The following is a 15,950-nucleotide window of genomic DNA, read 5'->3' as shown; positions in this document are numbered from 1 at the left end:
GTGAAAAAGACCGGTGCGCTGATTATCGGCGCGGTTGCCGCGCTTGTCCTGGCGATCGGCGCGATCTGGTTCGCCTCCGGCTGGTGGGACGGCGCGGATGTGGAGGAGGATACGAACTTCATCGTCCCCTCCGGCGCGACGCTGACCTCGGTGGCGAACAAGCTGGAGGACGAGGGGCTTATCGGTTCTGCCGACGGCTTCCTGCTGCGTGCGAAAATTCTCGGCTCGGGCGATCCTATCAAGGCGGGCGAGTTCCTGCTGCCGTCGGGCGCCAGCCCGGCGCGCATTCTCGACACGTTCCAGCATGGCGAGGTGATCCGCCGCTTCGTGACCATTCCCGAAGGCCTGCCTTCGATCATGGTCTACGAGCGGCTGATGGCGGAAGATCTGCTGACCGGCGAAATCCCGGTCCCTGCAGAAGGATCGGTCCTGCCCGACACCTATGATTTCGAGCGCGGCGAAAGCCGGGGCGAAGTGCTCGCGCGCATGCAGGCGGCGATGAAGAACTACCTCGCCGAGGCCTGGCCCAAGCGCGGCGACGACATCGCCGTCGACAGCATCGAGGAAGCGGTCATCCTCGCTTCGATCGTGGAGAAGGAAACCGGCGTCGCGCGCGAGCGCAGGATGGTGGCCGGCCTCTACTCCAATCGCGTCAAGGACGGCATGCTGCTGCAGGCCGACCCGACGATTATCTATCCGATCACCAAGGGCAAGCCGCTCGGCCGCCGGATCCGCCAGTCGGAAATCGCGGCGATCAACGACTACAATACCTACACCATGGTCGGCCTGCCCAAGGGGCCGATTACCAATCCGGGCCGCGAATCCATCGCGGCGGTACTGAACCCGGCGGAAACGACGGCGCGCTACATGGTGGCCGATGGGACCGGCGGACATGCCTTTGCCGAAACGCTCGACGAGCATAATGCCAATGTCGCGAAGTGGTTCGAGATCCGCCGCCAGCGCGGTGAGATGTGAGCGAGAGCGAGGCCCCGCTCATCCTGACGGCGCAGCTCCCCGATGACATGCACGCGCGCTATACTGCGCTGCGTGACGCGCACTTCCCGCCCGAACGCAACTACCTCGAAGCGCATGTGACGCTGTTCCACGCACTGCCCGGCATGTGCGAGGGCGAGGTGGTCACGGTATGCGAACGCATGGCGCGCGATTTCGCACCGGTGCCGGGTGAAGTGGTGGGACTCATGTCATTGGGGCGGGGGACGGCGATCAAGCTTGAAAGCCCGGCCATGCTGCACCTGCGCGACCTGCTCGCCGACGGTTTTCATGGCCTCCTGACCCAACAGGACCAGCACAGGCCACGCCTGCACGTGACCATCCAGAACAAGGTCAGCGGCAAGGAAGCCAAGGCCCTGCAAGCACAGCTCGGCGGCACGATCCTGCCGCGCAGTTTCCGTTTCTCCGGCCTCTCCCTCTTCCATTATCGCGGCGGGCCGTGGGAGCATGTGAAGACCTTCGCTTTCCGCGGCAAAGACACCGCGTAGATCTACCGCGAAAGAAAATTGCGTAGCCGCGAATTGCGCGGTTGACCCCATGCTCCCTGCGCCGTAAATGCGCCGCCTGCCGCGCGGGCCGAAAGCCCCGGCATGCCTCCCAAGGCAGACTTGGTGCGGCGGAGTAGCTCAGGTGGTTAGAGCAGCGGAATCATAATCCGCGTGTCGGGGGTTCGAGTCCCTCCTCCGCTACCATAGTCGAATCCGGATGGGTTCGCATACTTCCGTATCATTCCAAAAAACAAATTTATCTCAACGGGTTGCGTATGATTCGCGTCCGCTTGCTTCCGCATGGGTCCGTAAGAAGCCGGATTTGGTGTGGGGGTATTTTGGGGGTACTTTCGTGGAGAAGGAAAAGGAGTGATACCCCCGATGCCGTTGACGGACATGAAGATCAAAAAGGCGAATCCTGCTGAGAGAAACTACAAGCTGCCAGACGGAGAAGGGTTGTTTGTGCTCGTGAAAGCCAACGGCTCCAAACTTTGGCAGATGAAGTATCGGTACCGCGGCAAGGAGAAGCTCTTATCGTTTGGTGCCTATCCAAAGGTCGGAATTTCCGCGGCGCGGGAGTTGAAAAGGATCGCCAAGGGCGCGCTCGCCGAAGGTAAAGATCCGATGGTGCACAAGCCTGGCCGTGATTACTCAGCCGAGAAGACTTTTCGGGTCGTAGCGACAAACTGGCACAACAATCGACTAGGCAGCATAAAACCAGCCCACGCCAAGCGGGTTTGGTCCCGTCTGGAGCGCGACGTACTTCCTGTGCTGGGCGATCTCCTGCTGACTGAAATTACTCCTCCCATCGTTCTCGGTGTCATAAAGAAGATTGAGGAAAGAGGGGCTCTCGACATCAGCCGCCGCGCCAAGCAGTGCATCGGTCAAGTGTTCCAGTTTGCTATCGCGAGTGGACTTTGTGAGCTTGATCCGACTTCTAATCTCGGGGGTGCTCTGAAACCCAAGCCGCGCGTGAAGCACATGGCAAAGGTCCTGACCAGCGAGTTGCCTGAACTATTGCGTAAGATCGAAGGGTACAGGGATGAAGTTGGCCGACGTTCGGACGTTACAAAGGCGGCGCTTTCCTTTGCCTTTCTAACCTGGGTGCGCACCTCAGAGCTTCGCTTTGCAGAGAAAAACGAGTTCGAAGGCCTCGACGGACCAACGCCAGTCTGGAGAATTCCGAAGGAAAGGATGAAGATGGAAAGGGAGCATCTCGTTCCGCTTTCATCGCAGGCCGCGTCAATTGTGAAAGTGATGATCGCGCGTTCGGACTGTAATTACATCTTCCCAGGCACCAAGCCTAACAAGCCCATATCCGAGAACACGATGATCTATGGGCTATATCGGTTGGGATACCATTCCCGCCAAACGGTGCATGGATTTCGTAGCCTCGCCAGCACTTGGGCTAATGAGCAACTTGTCCCGCTTCCAGGAGCGTCCACCTGGATGCGCAAATACGACAAGGATTGGGTTGAGATGCAGCTCGCTCACAGTGACGAGGACGAAGTGCGAGATGCCTATAATTCTGCCGAGTATCTCGTTCCTCGTCGAGGCATGATGCAGGACTGGGCTGATTACCTCGATCAGTGTCGAAGTGGGGAAGGGGCGCTACGCTTGGTTGATGCCGCCTAGCTCAGCTTGGCTGTGACAGCTTTGCGCCCTCATTCCGGTCATTCGCTACTGGCACCGAGACCGCCAAAAGCGGAGATGGATCTGCAGATTAGTTGATGCTGCACCGGGTTAGGCATAGGGAGCCACTATGAACCTGACCGAGCCCTTGCCAGTGGCGCCGAGATCCGACCATCGTATCGCATTCTTCTGGCTCGGTTGCGCTTTGATCAGTGCGGGTGTGCTGCTGCATCTGCCGATGCTGGTGCATGCTCATCAGATGACCGACAATCGCTTGGTCGGCATGGATATGGATGCCGAAATGTTTGCGGGGATGGGGCTTATTCTCCTCGGCGTGCCGCTGTCATGCTGGGGAGCGTTACCCGCTAGGCGGTCGCCGCATGGTGATACGGCGGGGACGAATTTCGAGGCCAGCGATGATACGCAGCTAAACCGTTGGCATGCAGGTGTGCTCCTGGTGCTAACGCTCGGCCTCGTGATTGACGTAATGAAGCCTGCAACGCTTGGTTTCGTGCTGCCGGGCATGACGCGCGAGTACGGCATTGAACCGTCCACGGCGGCCCTGCTTCCCTTCGTGGCGTTGATCGGCACCACTGTCGGCTCCTTTGTCTGGGGCTGGCTGGCGGATATCTACGGCAGGCGCGTTTCGATACTTCTGTCGACAATCCTGTTTGCGTCCACGGCCATCTGCGGCGCGATGCCCTCGTTTCTCTGGAACCTTGTAATGTGTTTCCTGATGGGTCTTTCGGCCGGAGGGATGCTGCCGGTTGTCTATACCTTGCTGGCGGAGGTGATGCCTCCACGTCACCGCTCCTGGGTGCTCGTGCTGGTGGGAGGGACCGGGCTCATAGGCGGATACCTTGCAGCAAGCGCTGCCGCCCACGCCTTCGAGCCCGACTTCGGATGGCGGGTTCTCTGGCTGCAGGGCTTTCCGAGCGCGCTGCTCCTTCTCGCACTCGCACGGTTGATTCCGGAATCCCCAAGGTTCCTCGCCGAGCAGGGGCGGGCAAGCGACCTGAAGCGGATGCAGGAGCGCTTTGGTATCGTGCGGAAGGCGCGTGTCGCAGCACCCGAAGATGCAACCCTCGCGCATCAGCGGCATCGGGGACTGACCGCTGCATTATCGATCGCAGCTCTCGCATGGAGCTTCGTCAACTTCGGCCTGTTGCTCTGGCTTCCCTCCGATCTGCAGGCTCGCGGTTATTCCTCGGAATTGGCCAGCGGTATCCTCGCCAGTTCGGCGTTGCTAGCCCTGCCGACCATTGCGCTGGCCGCATGGCTGTACAGTCGCTGGAGCAGCAAATGGACACTTGTCGGTACAGTCGTCTTGACCATCGCGGGACTCTTTGGCGCGCTACTGCCTCCCGCAGTGCTTTCCATCCAGCTTGTCCTTGTGAGTGTCATCGCGATGCTCATCATTGGGACCAACGGCATGATAGCAGTATTACTACCTTACACTGCCGAGAATTACCCCCTCGGCGTTCGCGGAAGAGCGACCGGCCTTGTGGCGGGAAGCAGCAAGTTCGGCGGCGTTGCGGTGCAGGGATTTGCGCTCATCGGGCTGATCCCAACTCTTGGCGGGGCGGCGTTTGCCCTGCTGGTTCCCATGTCGGCCTCTGCACTACTTATCGCCTGGGCAGGGCGCGAAACTCGCGGACGAAGCCTCCGCGAGCTCGAAGCTTGACTGTGCGTTAAAACAGCTGAAACAACCAACTTCAAGCGATCTACTGCGCTCATATCATTCTCTAAATACACGCATTGCGGGGCTGAAAATATTGAGACTGGGCGCATTGATTAGGCTCTGAGGAGCATCGACATCTTGGCTGCAATCTCTCGCTCACCCATTATCACATGTTCCACTCCGAGTTTGGTAAGATAGGCAACTTCCTCGTCGGAATGTGCCCGAGCGATCATTTCGATTGTTGGCTTCAACTCTCGGGCGATTTGAGCAATGCCGCCCGCTTCGAAGCCGCCAGGAATAGCGATCACTAATCGGTCCGATTTCTCGAGGCCTGCTTCTTCTAGAATTGCCGGTATGGTCGCATTGCCGGTAATGACATGCAGGCCGTCGGGCGCTTGCTGAGCGATATCTTCTTGATACTCGACAACCGAAAAAGATGTGCCGGATGCCCTAAGCTCTTGGGCGACCAGCTTCCCGACACGGCCATACCCCACGAGCACCGTGTGCGTTTTGCCGCTCTCTGACACAGTACCCCCGCGCTCGCCCTCAGGTGATGCGGCCGGGAATGGTCTACGCAGAGGGGCGCGGCCTACCATCAAAGTGAAGATGAATGGATTGGCAAAGATGGAAAGGATGGCGCCGGCCAGTATCAGGTCCCTGCCCTCTTGCGGCAAGATGTTAAGTCCCACCCCAAGACCTGCGAGAATGAATGAGAATTCGCCGATTTGTGCGAGACTGGCGGAAACAGTCAGTGCAGTCTCATTCGAGAAACGAAATGCGCGAACAATTCCGTAGGCGACGATGGACTTTCCGAAAATGATGATCGCTACCGTCGCGAGCAAAGGCCACGGCTGTTCGACCACCACCGACGGATCGAACAGCATGCCAACCGAAACAAAAAACAGGACGGCAAACGCGTCTCGCAAAGGGAGCGTTTCTTCAGCTGCGCGGCGACTGAGCTGGGACTCCCCCAGAATCATACCGGCAAAGAATGCTCCGAGGGCGAAAGAAACATCGAATAGGTAAGCAGCCCCAAACGCCACCCCCAGAGCGATAGAGAGCACAGCAAGCCGGAAAAGTTCACGCGAACCCGTATGGGCTACCCAATGCAGACCGGCAGGAATGAGACGCTTACCGACTATGAGCATCAGCGCAATGAACCCCCCGATTTTCAAGAGGGTCAACCCTACAAGTGCGGCAATCTGGGTGCTTCTGCCACTCCCACCTTCCATGATTTGCGCGATGACTGGCAACAACACCAGCGCGATCACCATCGCCAGATCTTCGACAATGAGCCATCCGACCGCGATCCGCCCGCGTTCAGTCTGCACCGCATTCCGGGCCTGAAGCGCCCGGAGCAGCACGACGGTGCTGGCTACCGACAGGGCGAGGCCGAAGATCAGTCCGGCCAATATAGTCCAGCCCAGATAGCGAGCCAGCAAGAACCCCAGAAGCGTCGCGACAGCTATTTGCGCAAGCGCTCCTGGCAAGGCAATTTTGCGGACAGAAAGCAGGTCCTTCAGCGAAAAATGAAGGCCAACGCCAAACATCAGCAAGATTACGCCGATTTCCGCGAGTTCTACCGCGAGATCGGTATCCGCCACGAAGCCGGGAGTGAATGGGCCTATAAGGACTCCGGCAAACAGATAACCTGCGACCGGAGATACGCGAAGACGATAGGCAAGGGCCCCCATAGCAAAAGCCACGACCAGTCCAGCGACGATCGTTGCTATGAGCGGCGTATGATGAGGCATGACCGGCAGTAGGCCCTAAAACCCTCTATCACGTCAAGCGTGTGTGGGTAGGGAAATGACGAAGTCTATTGGTCCTGAACTAGGTCTTTTTCCGGGTCGTCTTATTTTGCGCTCTCTTGCCGAATTTCCACTGAATGCTTTTCGAGCAATTGCGTGGCTCTACCGACGAGCGCTTCGACCTCGTCACGAAGTCCTATCGGGAATAAAAGCGTCCACTCCATTCCCGCATATTCGAAAATTGTGCCGCACCCTGATTGCGCCATCATGCCGCGCCGGCAGGCTATGATCGCGCCGTCCTCACGTTCGGTATATTCAATACGCGGGTAATCATGGTCAGTGACGGAGAATATTTGTGCCCTACCCGTCTTGTCCGATTTCCCCGCAGACTTTTCATCGAGCACAATCTCCGCAGCAAAATCGGGAAATTTTATCCGTATGAAATCTTTCTGACCGCCGACCCGGATCGAGGGGATATAAGCGGCAGGGATGGTATATTCTCGCTCACCCAACTCGAACCCGTGAACATCAGTTTCCTGAACTACTTCAGGCTCGGGCGGCGACGAAACTTGGGACGCCTCGGATCCGCTCTCATTGCCTTCCGGCGCGCAGCTAGGAAGTAAGAGACCCAGCAAACATACAAACGGTGTTGGCTTCAATGAATATCCTCCAAGGCGCGTTGGCGCGCCGATGCCCGGTCGTAATGATCACCTATGGCCAGTCTCTTCGCGACCCAGTTGATTGTAGGGCCCTGGATAACACTGGACAGAAGAACGACGAAAAAGACCACGTTAAAAATCGCAAAAGCTCCGTCGACGCCGGCCACGATGGGGAAGGTCGCCAGCACGATCGGGACTGCACCGCGCAGTCCAGCCCACGATATAAATATCTTTGCCCGCCATCCGAACTGCCGGAAAGGTGCGAGGCACACAAAGACACTGATTGGTCGCGCCACGAACATGAGTATAGCCGTGATTGCTAGACCCGGAACGATGACCGGACCGAGTTGAGAGGGTGTCACTAGAAGTCCCAAGGTCAAGAACATGGCGACTTGGGCAAGCCATGCCATTCCATCCTGGAAGGTTGATACGGTGCGCTTGGCAGCATAATGACGGTTGCCAGCAACGAGGCCCGCCAAATAGGCGGCGAGAAAGCCGTTGCCCGACAACAGTTCGGCGGCACCGAATGCGATCAAGGCAGCCGCAATCGAAATCACGAATGCCAAGCCACCTTGGCGATAACCGCCTCTCTTCAGGATCTCGGGCATGGCAAAGCCGATCCCTACTCCTGTCAGGGCTCCCATCACCATCTGAATCATGAAGTCAGGTGCAAGGGCGAAGGGGGAGGCGCTGGGATTGGACATGAACAGCAGGACGGCACCGACGAGAAAGATGGCCATGGGATCATTCGAGCCGGATTCGACTTCGATGAGCGCGGGCACGTCACCATGCAAATCCAGTCCGGTAGAACGTAAAATGGCGAACACCGCCGCAGCATCGGTAGAAGCGATGATTGCGCCGAGGAGCGCTGCTTGTGCAGGTGTAACCCCTAAGAGAAATACCGCCGATACTGCCACAACGCCTGCGCTAATGAGAACACCGATGGTGGCCATGATGAGCGCGGGTCCCGCAACTCTCTTAACGTCCCGCCAGTCTGTATCCAGACCACCAGAGAAAAGGATGAAGATGAGCGATGCTATGCCGACGGCTTGAGCGAGGACGAAGTTGTCGAAAGAAATTCCGCCCGGTCCTTCGACGCCCGCCAGCATACCAAGGCCCAAAAACCCGATAAGTGCAGGTAGTCCGAAACGGCTCGAAAGACTTCCAGCAAGGACAGTTGTCAAAAGCAGCACGCCAATCAGGAGAAGCGTGGATTCAGTATCTAGAAACGCCATGATCAGGCCATAGCACGGGAGGGTAGGTTGACACTTACATTCTAACGGTTGGCACTGTTTGCGTCCAGTCGACCGGAAAACGTGGGTCTGATAGCCTTAGGTATATGGTAGGAAATCGAACTTTCATAAGCTCTGCGCCGCTGCTTCTCTTGGCAGCTTGCGTGGGTGAGACCGATAAAAGCGGCGGCTTCAAAATAAGCTCATCGAGTGGCCGGAGCTTTACGTTCCCGGAGCTTATGGCTCACGCGACTGCGATGGGTATGACACAGCAAGAAGCGGAGACGCTGATATATCTGGAAGGCATATCGTCTACCACGTCGCTTGAGCCGGGTGATACTCTCTGCATCGATGGCAAACCGGGCTGATTTCGCCAGCTGAGGTTCTTGCCGCGCGCTGCCTCGACGATTATTACCATAAGGATGGCGTGGTTCAACTTACGCAGATTTGTTTTCAGGCTTGGGCTGTTATCAGTTCTCGTTGCTGTCCTGTGTCAGGCCACACCTTCCACTCCATTCGCGGAAATCAGGAACCGCGGTTCAGCGTTTGATGCGACGACCGTCGAAGTGGCGATACTCGCGCAGCGCGATGGCGTGGAGCAGCAGGTTCCAGTTCCCCAGCCTGCATCGCTGCCAGATCTCGTCACGGTTGCTCGATCTCGGAATACCGATTTCCCGGTCGACCGTTCGTTCGATCCCCGAAAGACCGGACCTCCTCTAAAGTCTAGCTGGCGACTTGTGCCCCCGACGAGAGGGCCGCCCATCCTCACCTGATCTATCTGACCTCCAATCGGGGTCTTAGCCTGACCAAATAGATTAAGGTGTTTTTTCATGAGTCATCATAAGGCGGCAGATGCCGACCCTTCCGCGCGGTTCGATGAAATCGAACAGCTACTCAATTCGTATCCCGACGTTAGCGAGGAGCAACTGGTCGAACTAAAGCGCTGGTTCAAGAAAGAAGCCAGCGCATTTGAAGTGGCCAGCCTGGCGAGCAAACAACCGGCCGGTTACGCAATATTTCGAACCGATCACATCGACAAATTTAGCAAAACCGAAATGCTGGTGATCGGGCTCGCGTCTCTGGCTATCTTTGCTTTAATTTTGCTTTTCGTTTGATTAGGTGAGCCCGCTCACTCGTTGACGAGTGGGCGGGTTCTGTTTCACGGCGGGGAATCCGTACGGCCGTAAAGAATAGCTCCATCGTGCTTTCGGAACCTGAAAGCGAACTCTGATTATTAATCTATGCACATCGGAGTTTTTCATGTTCGAGCAATTCTTGGGGCCTGACCATTTCGACATCATGCCGCATCTTGTCGCATTGTCGCTCGCTTATTTGCTGGCCTTTCCAATCGGTTGGAACCGCGAGAAATCGGAGAGGAGTGCCGGGCTTCGCACCTTCCCGCTGGTCGCGGTCGCCAGCTGCGGGTTCATCCAAGCAGCGGAATCGATAACTGCCGACACGCCCGAAGCTATGGCCCGAATTGTCGAGGGGCTAATAACCGGCATGGGATTCATCGGGGGCGGAGCAATTCTACGATTGAAAGACTCTGTCAAAGGAACCGCAACAGCTGCCAGTCTGTGGATCACAGGAGCCATTGGAGCTTCGGTCGCACTCGGCAGTCTCGATGTCGCGATAATGCTTTCGATTATTACGGTTGCTACACTTTGGATAATGGCACCATTGAAACACTTCGGCCATCTTGATCATGAGGAGCAACCCGGCGAAGACCGCGAGGCATAGTCAGGAACAGGCAGGCAATACTTTTTTACAATGCGCTGTCTGGTCGCGGTAAGGCACACGCCTTAGTCCTATTCTACCTGTCCTCGGTGTTGGAGCTGGCGTGCTATGAGCGAGAACAGGACCGATGCTGCGATCCATGCGCGGAAACTCCAAGGGTCTTGTCGTCTCAGGCCTTATGCCTAAAGCCGCAACAATCGGAGAGATTCGCCTCGGACCGGTGCCGAGGGTCCGCTTCCACGTGGTCCCACGCCAATACCAGACAGACCGCTACCGGCCGAAAATCCATCAGAGCGCTCTTGGTGAAAGCGGACGTTCAGCTACGCGCCCCCGTCTAAGACATAGTGATCCGAGATCTTAGCTCCTGAAAGCGGACCCTCTCTGCGGCCATTCCGGCCAAGGAGAATGAAGATGACATACTCTCAATACGACCCAGCATCGCAGAACCGAGTGCCATGGAACTTCGGTGCCAAGATCGGACCCAAGCGTCCCTTCAATCAGAAACAGATATGGGCGATCCGGTTCGACCTTGACCGCGAGAAACGCATACGAGATCGAGTCCTCTTCGATTTGGCGATCTCGTTAGCGGTTCCGAAGTAAGAACGCGGGCGACAATCACTCAACGAAAGACCGGCCGACCAGTTCAACTTGAAATCGCATCAGACGCCAGGGCGAGCTTGTATGCGTGGCTCGAGCATAGAGGTGGCGAGATTGAAGACTATGTCTTTCAAAGCCGCATTGATCACGCGCGGCATCTCAGCACGCGCCAATATTCTCGACTGGTCGATGAGTGGGTTGATGCGATAGGTTTGCGGCCGGAAGAATATGGAACACATTCACTTCGCCGAACCAAGGCCTCGATCATTTACAAGGCCACGGGCAACATCAGAGCAATCCAAATCTTGCTTGGGCATTCCAAGATCGAAAACACCGTTCGCTATCTCGGCGTCGATATAGAAGACGCTCTGCCGCTAGCCGAGAAAACTGAAATCTGACTGTTGCTGGGCGCCAGCTCGCAATGGGCTGGCGTCCGCTCTTGGGGTGGAAAACTGATCTCGAAAACTAGCATTTCCGGAAGCACTGCGCGCTGTCAGGTCATTGGTGGGATTTGAGGCGACCTCAGAAGCGGGTTCTTACCGTCACACCATAGGTTGCCGGGTCACTGACGAACGATGCCCGCGCACGATTACCCAGCGCACCGCGCAACGGGACCGTGAAGGCGCCGTTGCGGATGCGTTCATCGAAGATGTTGCTGCCCCAAAACTCCAGCGCCCAGCGTCCGTTATCGATGTCGATGCCGGTGCGCAGATTGACCCTGATGTTGGCCTCCTGAATATCGCCCGGCAATGGCAGATCCGGCCGCAGGACTTCGGTGGGAAGCGTCGATGTGCGCCGCGCACTCTCGTAGCGGGCGCTGCCCGACAGGAAGAAATCGAAGTTGTCAGAAATGGGCCGCTCGTAAGCTGCGCCGAAAATGATCGTCCAATCGGGCGCGTTGGTGAGCGAGGCACCGCACAGCGTTGCCACGTTCGGCCTGAACGCCGGCGCAGTAGGATCGAGCTCGGCACAATCATTCGGATAGCGCGCATCGGTGTAGGTAACGGCAAGATTGGCTGACAGGTGATCGGACACCTGCGCCTCGCTCTCGATTTCAAAGCCGGTGCTGCGTGCCTTGTCGACATTGAAGGTGGTGAACTGGATGCCGGTGAAGTCGAGAACCTGGAACCCGCTCAGGTGCTGGTCGAACAGCGCCATGTTTACCCGCGCCCGGCGATCGAACAGCTCGGCCTTGAGGCCGATTTCGTAGGCATCGACCTTTTCGGAGTCAAAGCGCGGGCCCCTGCCGCCGACCGCAGCCGAGGCATCGAGATTGAAGCCGCCGGATTTGAACCCGCGGGTAAAGCTGCCATAGAGCGTGATCGCGTCGGTCGGCCGGTAGGTGGCGTTGAGGGTATAAACCAGTTCGTCGTCCTTGAAGGTCTGGTCGAACTCGCGCGGCAACAGCGCCTGCGCCAGTGGATTTGCTGCAAGCGCCGGGTTGATCCGGCCCAGCCTTTCAAGGCTGGGTGCAGCGAAAACGAAGCAGTTTAGACCCACCCCGGCAAAGCCGAGGAAATTGCTTGCCCCTGCGCCCAACGTGCCCAGACAGGCGTCATGTTCGCCATCCAGCTGGGTGTAGGAACCGTCCTTGGGTATCGAACTGACCGTCGTTGGACCTGCGGCCGTCTAGCGCCGCATCGCCGACATTCGGCGCGCCGCCATCTGCGGGCAGGCCGAAAGCAGGGAAATTGACACTCGTCCCGTCACGCACCCAGATTGCATGGCAGCAGCTGTCGTCTCCTTCGGTATAATCGCCGATGATGCGCAGATCGCCCGCCGATCCGAAATCGAACAGCACCTGCCCGCGAAGAACGAGGCGCTCGATCGAATTGCTCTGCACCCCGGTCGGGTTGGTGATGTAGCCATCCCAGTCACGCACTGCGCCTGCGAGGCGAAGCCCAACCCTGTCGGTCACCAGCGGAAGGTTGATGCCGGCCTGAAGGTTGACGAGGTCGAAATTGCCATAGGTCGCGTTGGCGAAGCCTTCGATTCGGTCGAGTTCGGGCTTGCGGGTGCGGATGTCCAGCGCACCGGCAGATGTATTGCGTCCGAACAGGGTGCCCTGGGGTCCGCGCAACACCTCGACCCGTTCGATATCGAGCAGGTCGCCGAGCGCGACACCCGGCCGCGAGAGATAGACCCCGTCGAGAAACACGCCCACTGCGCTTTCCAGCCCGGCATTGTTGCCGGTGGTGCCGATGCCCCGGATGCGCAGTGTCATGCCCCCGGTGGTGGTGCCCGAAGCATTCAGGTTGAAACTCGGAACCACCGTGTCGAGCGTGGTGATGTCAGCCACTCCCGCGCGATCGAGAGCCTCGGCGCTGATCGCCGTGACCGCGATCGGCACGTCCTGCACATCATTGGCCCGGCGGGTGGCACTGACGATGATTGTCGGAAGCTGGCCTGCCCCCTCCTCGCCAGATTCCGGCTCGCCCTGTTCCTGCGCGCCCTGTTCCTGCGCGATGGCAAGTGTGGGCGACATCGCCATCGCCAGCGCCGAAGCGCCTGCGAGCAGCCAGCGGGCCGATTGAATACTGATCTGCATGTGCCTTGTTCCTCTCCGCATCGCCCGAGGCTTGTTGCCTCGTGGCCCCCCACCCGGAGCAGAGCCGGGATCGGTGTCATGTCGGAAATCTAACAGTGCCGTCCCGATACGAATGTCTTATTTGCAACATTTGCTGTTGCGGACCGTCCACCCTGCAAGTTGCCCTTTGCGGTCAGTATTCGCCGCTTTCATTCTTGAGCCAGCCAAGCAGCTGATCGAGATTGCACACCTCTATCGCGCCGTATTGCCGCCGGATGAGTCGCAGTTTCTCGAGTTCGGTCAGCGCGCGGTTCATCGAGGCGCGCGACAATCCGATGGTCGCGGCAAGATCGGCCTGCTTGAACCGCACCTTGGGTTTGGCGGGTGGCGGCGGCGTGAGGATCAGCAGGAACTTGGCCACGCGCGGCACCAGAGGCAGGATGCGGATTGCATGGAGCATTTCCAGCAGGATGTGCGACCGCATCAACGTGGCGCGCATTAGGGCCGCGAGATAGGCTGGTTCGGCCGCGCCGAGTTCCAGAAAGGTGCTCGAAGGGATGCGAATCACGGTGGTCGGCCCGACAGCGGAGATATCGTGGCTGAGGGGCAGCTCGGTGAACACGGTGAACTCGCCGAAGGAATGGCCCGCACCAAGAAACGAGGTCAGGATGAATTCGCCGTCCGCACCGTAGATTCCGGCCCGCGGCTTTCAGCCGAGCGATCTGATCGTCTGACAGGAAGCTCAAAAACGGCTGCGGGCGGAAGCGGGAGAGATCCATCGGTGCACAATGTTGCATTTTCGACATTTACTTCCAAGCCATCCTGTTAGGCTCATCACAATCCGCACGCTGCGGCGTGTCCGGTCGCGTCAATTTTTCGCAGATGCGCAAACGGAAGATCAGCGATGATGAGGTTCTGCTTGGCTATGGCGATCTTGGGATTTTCCGCAGGTTCGGTGGCAAACGCGGGTGAAAGTGATCCAAAGCAGGCGCTTCCTGATTGCCGGCCGGGCATCCTGACGGAGGCAGAGGCTGCGGCGCGCGTCTACCGCTTTGCACTCCCGCTCTATGAAGTCTGGCGCACGCGCCAGCGGATGCTTTCCCGACCCGGCGCGCGGACCAATCACCTGTTGCACCGCACTACGCTTTCGCAACCGCGCGACCGGTCTATCACCATGCCGAATACCGACACGCTGTATTCGACGGCGTGGCTCGATCTGACGGGTGGCCCGCAACGCCTCACGATCCCGGCAATGGGATCGCGCTATCACAGCGTCGAACTCATGCACCCCTTCTCGGATGCCTTTGCGATCCTTCGCAACGAAGAGCAGCGGGATGCGCGAGACTTTTTGATCGTCGGGCCCCACTGGAACGGCAAGGCAGGGTCGCAGGAAACCGTCATCCGTTCGCCGACGAGGGACGTCTGGCTGGTGGCCCGTACCTTTGCAGCGGGAACAAGCGACCTGGCGCAAGCGCAGCGTTTGCAAGGCGCTTACCGCCTTTCAGGGGGCAACGGCGCAGACGGCGGCACCTCCGCCGAGGCAAGGACGCCGATACCCTCACGTCCAGATGGCAGCCAGTTTGTGGCGATCGTCAATGAAGCGATGGCACGTGGACCAATTCCGCAGGGTCATGCAGAGCGGCTTAATTGCATTGCCCTTGCGCTAGGCTGGGAGGCCACCATCCCTTTCGTGCCGCGGATAGATCCAGAGATGGGAGCAGTATTCGATCGCCATCTGTCACGGTTCTACGACGAAACGGGCCGGGCCCTGAAGAAATCCGGGGTGCTGCGCCATGGCTGGCGATATCCGCAATCCAACATTGCCGCATTCGGGTCCGACGATACCTATCGCAGCGCGATTGCTCTGGGAGGGCTAGCAGCACTTCCGGTGTCCGAGGCTATCAACCCACTGACGTCCGAGGACTCCGATGGCGCCCCCCTTGTCGGCTCATCGCGCTATCGGCTGGTGATACCCGGCGACGTACCGGTCGATGCCTTCTGGTCGCTCACCCTTTACGAGAGCGATGGCGCAGGCCGCTGGTTTCTCTACCAGAACAATATCGGCCGTTATTCCGTGAACAGTGTAACGAGTGGCATCGAACAGTCGGCCGACGGAACCATCGGCGTTGATATCTCAAACGAAGAGCCGACCGATCGAACCAACTGGCTTCCCGCCCCGTCGGGACATTTCCTGCTCGTTTTCCGCGCTTACCGGCCCCGCGCGAGCTTTGCTGACGGATCGTTTTCACTTCCTGCTGTAATCAGGGTCGAGGCCGACTGATCGTCCAGCCTAGCCTGGCATTGTCTTTCAATGTGTCGACAGCCCGGTTTAAGTTCGCCTTCCGCGCTAAGTTGCTCGATCGGATGATGGAGCCGACGCGACCGGATGACCGCTATCGGGTCTTTAGCGGAACGGCAGATTTTTCGGACTTTACCAGAGAACCGGACAATCGGCAAACGGCCCAACGCCAGAAATCTCAGCGATCCGCTCGGGTGTCCGCTATCCACCCATCTGACGACATTTTCACCGAGCTACCGGTGTGCCCTGAGCGGTCAGGCAGCTAACGACCCGATTGCGGACGTTGCATGGCGGGGGTGCTCGCGCGTAAGTCAGCCAGCGATGATCGACGACGGG

The 15,950-nt window shown here is 58.4% G+C and carries 13 protein-coding genes, 1 tRNA gene and 1 pseudogene; 9 read left to right on the top strand and 6 right to left on the bottom strand.

Annotated features, from left to right (window positions below; genetic code table 11):
- The 5 genes from mltG to ACSH0F_RS09615 all read left to right on the top strand — a co-directional run bounded on the left by mltG (position 1) and on the right by ACSH0F_RS09615 (position 4,815).
- Positions 1–975: an endolytic transglycosylase MltG gene (gene mltG / locus ACSH0F_RS09635; protein ID WP_435202244.1), complete on the top strand. Its 975-nt coding sequence runs from the start codon at positions 1–3 to the stop codon at positions 973–975.
- Positions 972–1,499, top strand: coding sequence for a 2'-5' RNA ligase family protein (locus ACSH0F_RS09630; protein WP_435202243.1), 528 nt, complete (start codon positions 972–974; stop codon positions 1,497–1,499). The genes mltG and ACSH0F_RS09630 overlap by 4 nt, the downstream gene beginning before the upstream one ends.
- Before the next feature lie 127 nt (positions 1,500–1,626).
- Positions 1,627–1,703 (top strand) — tRNA-Met (locus ACSH0F_RS09625).
- A gap of 177 nt (positions 1,704–1,880) precedes the next feature.
- Entirely contained in the window at positions 1,881–3,134 is a 1,254-nt protein-coding gene (locus ACSH0F_RS09620) for a tyrosine-type recombinase/integrase (RefSeq protein WP_435202241.1), read from the top strand.
- Between the two features lie 127 nt (positions 3,135–3,261).
- Positions 3,262–4,815 (top strand): MFS transporter, encoded by a 1,554-nt coding sequence (locus ACSH0F_RS09615; RefSeq protein WP_435202239.1) that lies wholly within the window; start codon positions 3,262–3,264, stop codon positions 4,813–4,815.
- Positions 4,816–4,925: 110 nt separating this feature from the next.
- Here ACSH0F_RS09615 and ybaL read toward each other — a convergent pair whose 3' ends face one another.
- The 3 genes from ybaL to ACSH0F_RS09600 all read right to left on the bottom strand — a co-directional run bounded on the left by ybaL (position 4,926) and on the right by ACSH0F_RS09600 (position 8,457).
- Entirely contained in the window at positions 4,926–6,566 is a 1,641-nt protein-coding gene (gene ybaL, locus ACSH0F_RS09610) for a YbaL family putative K(+) efflux transporter (RefSeq protein WP_435202237.1), read from the bottom strand.
- 101 nt (positions 6,567–6,667) lie between these two features.
- Positions 6,668–7,222, bottom strand: coding sequence for a hypothetical protein (locus ACSH0F_RS09605; protein ID WP_435202235.1), 555 nt, complete (start codon positions 7,220–7,222; stop codon positions 6,668–6,670).
- Entirely contained in the window at positions 7,219–8,457 is a 1,239-nt protein-coding gene (locus ACSH0F_RS09600; RefSeq protein ID WP_435202233.1) for a potassium/proton antiporter, read from the bottom strand. The genes ACSH0F_RS09605 and ACSH0F_RS09600 overlap by 4 nt, the downstream gene beginning before the upstream one ends.
- 827 nt (positions 8,458–9,284) lie before the next feature.
- Here ACSH0F_RS09600 and ACSH0F_RS09595 point away from each other — a divergent pair.
- The 3 genes and pseudogenes from ACSH0F_RS09595 to ACSH0F_RS09585 all read left to right on the top strand — a co-directional run bounded on the left by ACSH0F_RS09595 (position 9,285) and on the right by ACSH0F_RS09585 (position 11,186).
- Positions 9,285–9,569, top strand: coding sequence for a hypothetical protein (locus ACSH0F_RS09595; RefSeq protein WP_435202231.1), 285 nt, complete (start codon positions 9,285–9,287; stop codon positions 9,567–9,569).
- 145 nt (positions 9,570–9,714) lie between these two features.
- Positions 9,715–10,194, top strand: coding sequence for an MgtC/SapB family protein (locus ACSH0F_RS09590; protein WP_435202229.1), 480 nt, complete (start codon positions 9,715–9,717; stop codon positions 10,192–10,194).
- Positions 10,195–10,602: 408 nt separating this feature from the next.
- Positions 10,603–11,186 (top strand): annotated as a pseudogene (locus ACSH0F_RS09585) (tyrosine-type recombinase/integrase).
- Positions 11,187–11,310: 124 nt separating this feature from the next.
- Here ACSH0F_RS09585 and ACSH0F_RS09580 read toward each other — a convergent pair.
- The 3 genes from ACSH0F_RS09580 to ACSH0F_RS09570 form a co-directional block, all read right to left on the bottom strand.
- Positions 11,311–12,327 (bottom strand): TonB-dependent receptor domain-containing protein, encoded by a 1,017-nt coding sequence (locus ACSH0F_RS09580; RefSeq protein WP_435202227.1) that lies wholly within the window; start codon positions 12,325–12,327, stop codon positions 11,311–11,313.
- Between the two features lie 16 nt (positions 12,328–12,343).
- Complete coding sequence (locus ACSH0F_RS09575) at positions 12,344–13,336, bottom strand: TonB-dependent receptor (protein ID WP_435202225.1); 993 nt, start codon at positions 13,334–13,336, stop codon at positions 12,344–12,346.
- A 172-nt stretch (positions 13,337–13,508) separates the two neighbouring features.
- On the bottom strand, positions 13,509–14,009 hold the full coding sequence (locus tag ACSH0F_RS09570) for a Crp/Fnr family transcriptional regulator (RefSeq protein WP_435203145.1): 501 nt from the start codon (positions 14,007–14,009) through the stop codon (positions 13,509–13,511).
- 210 nt (positions 14,010–14,219) lie between these two features.
- Here ACSH0F_RS09570 and ACSH0F_RS09565 point away from each other — a divergent pair, with 210 nt between their 5' ends.
- Positions 14,220–15,596, top strand: a complete 1,377-nt coding sequence (locus ACSH0F_RS09565; RefSeq protein ID WP_435202223.1) for a DUF1254 domain-containing protein — start codon at positions 14,220–14,222, stop codon at positions 15,594–15,596.
- The last annotated feature ends 354 nt before the right edge of the window (positions 15,597–15,950 follow it).

The organism is Qipengyuania sp. 902 (assembly GCF_051195295.1).
Classification (GTDB): domain Bacteria; phylum Pseudomonadota; class Alphaproteobacteria; order Sphingomonadales; family Sphingomonadaceae; genus Qipengyuania.
The sequence above is the reverse complement of the archived record's forward strand: the minus strand, read 5'-3'. Positions and strand labels throughout refer to the sequence as shown.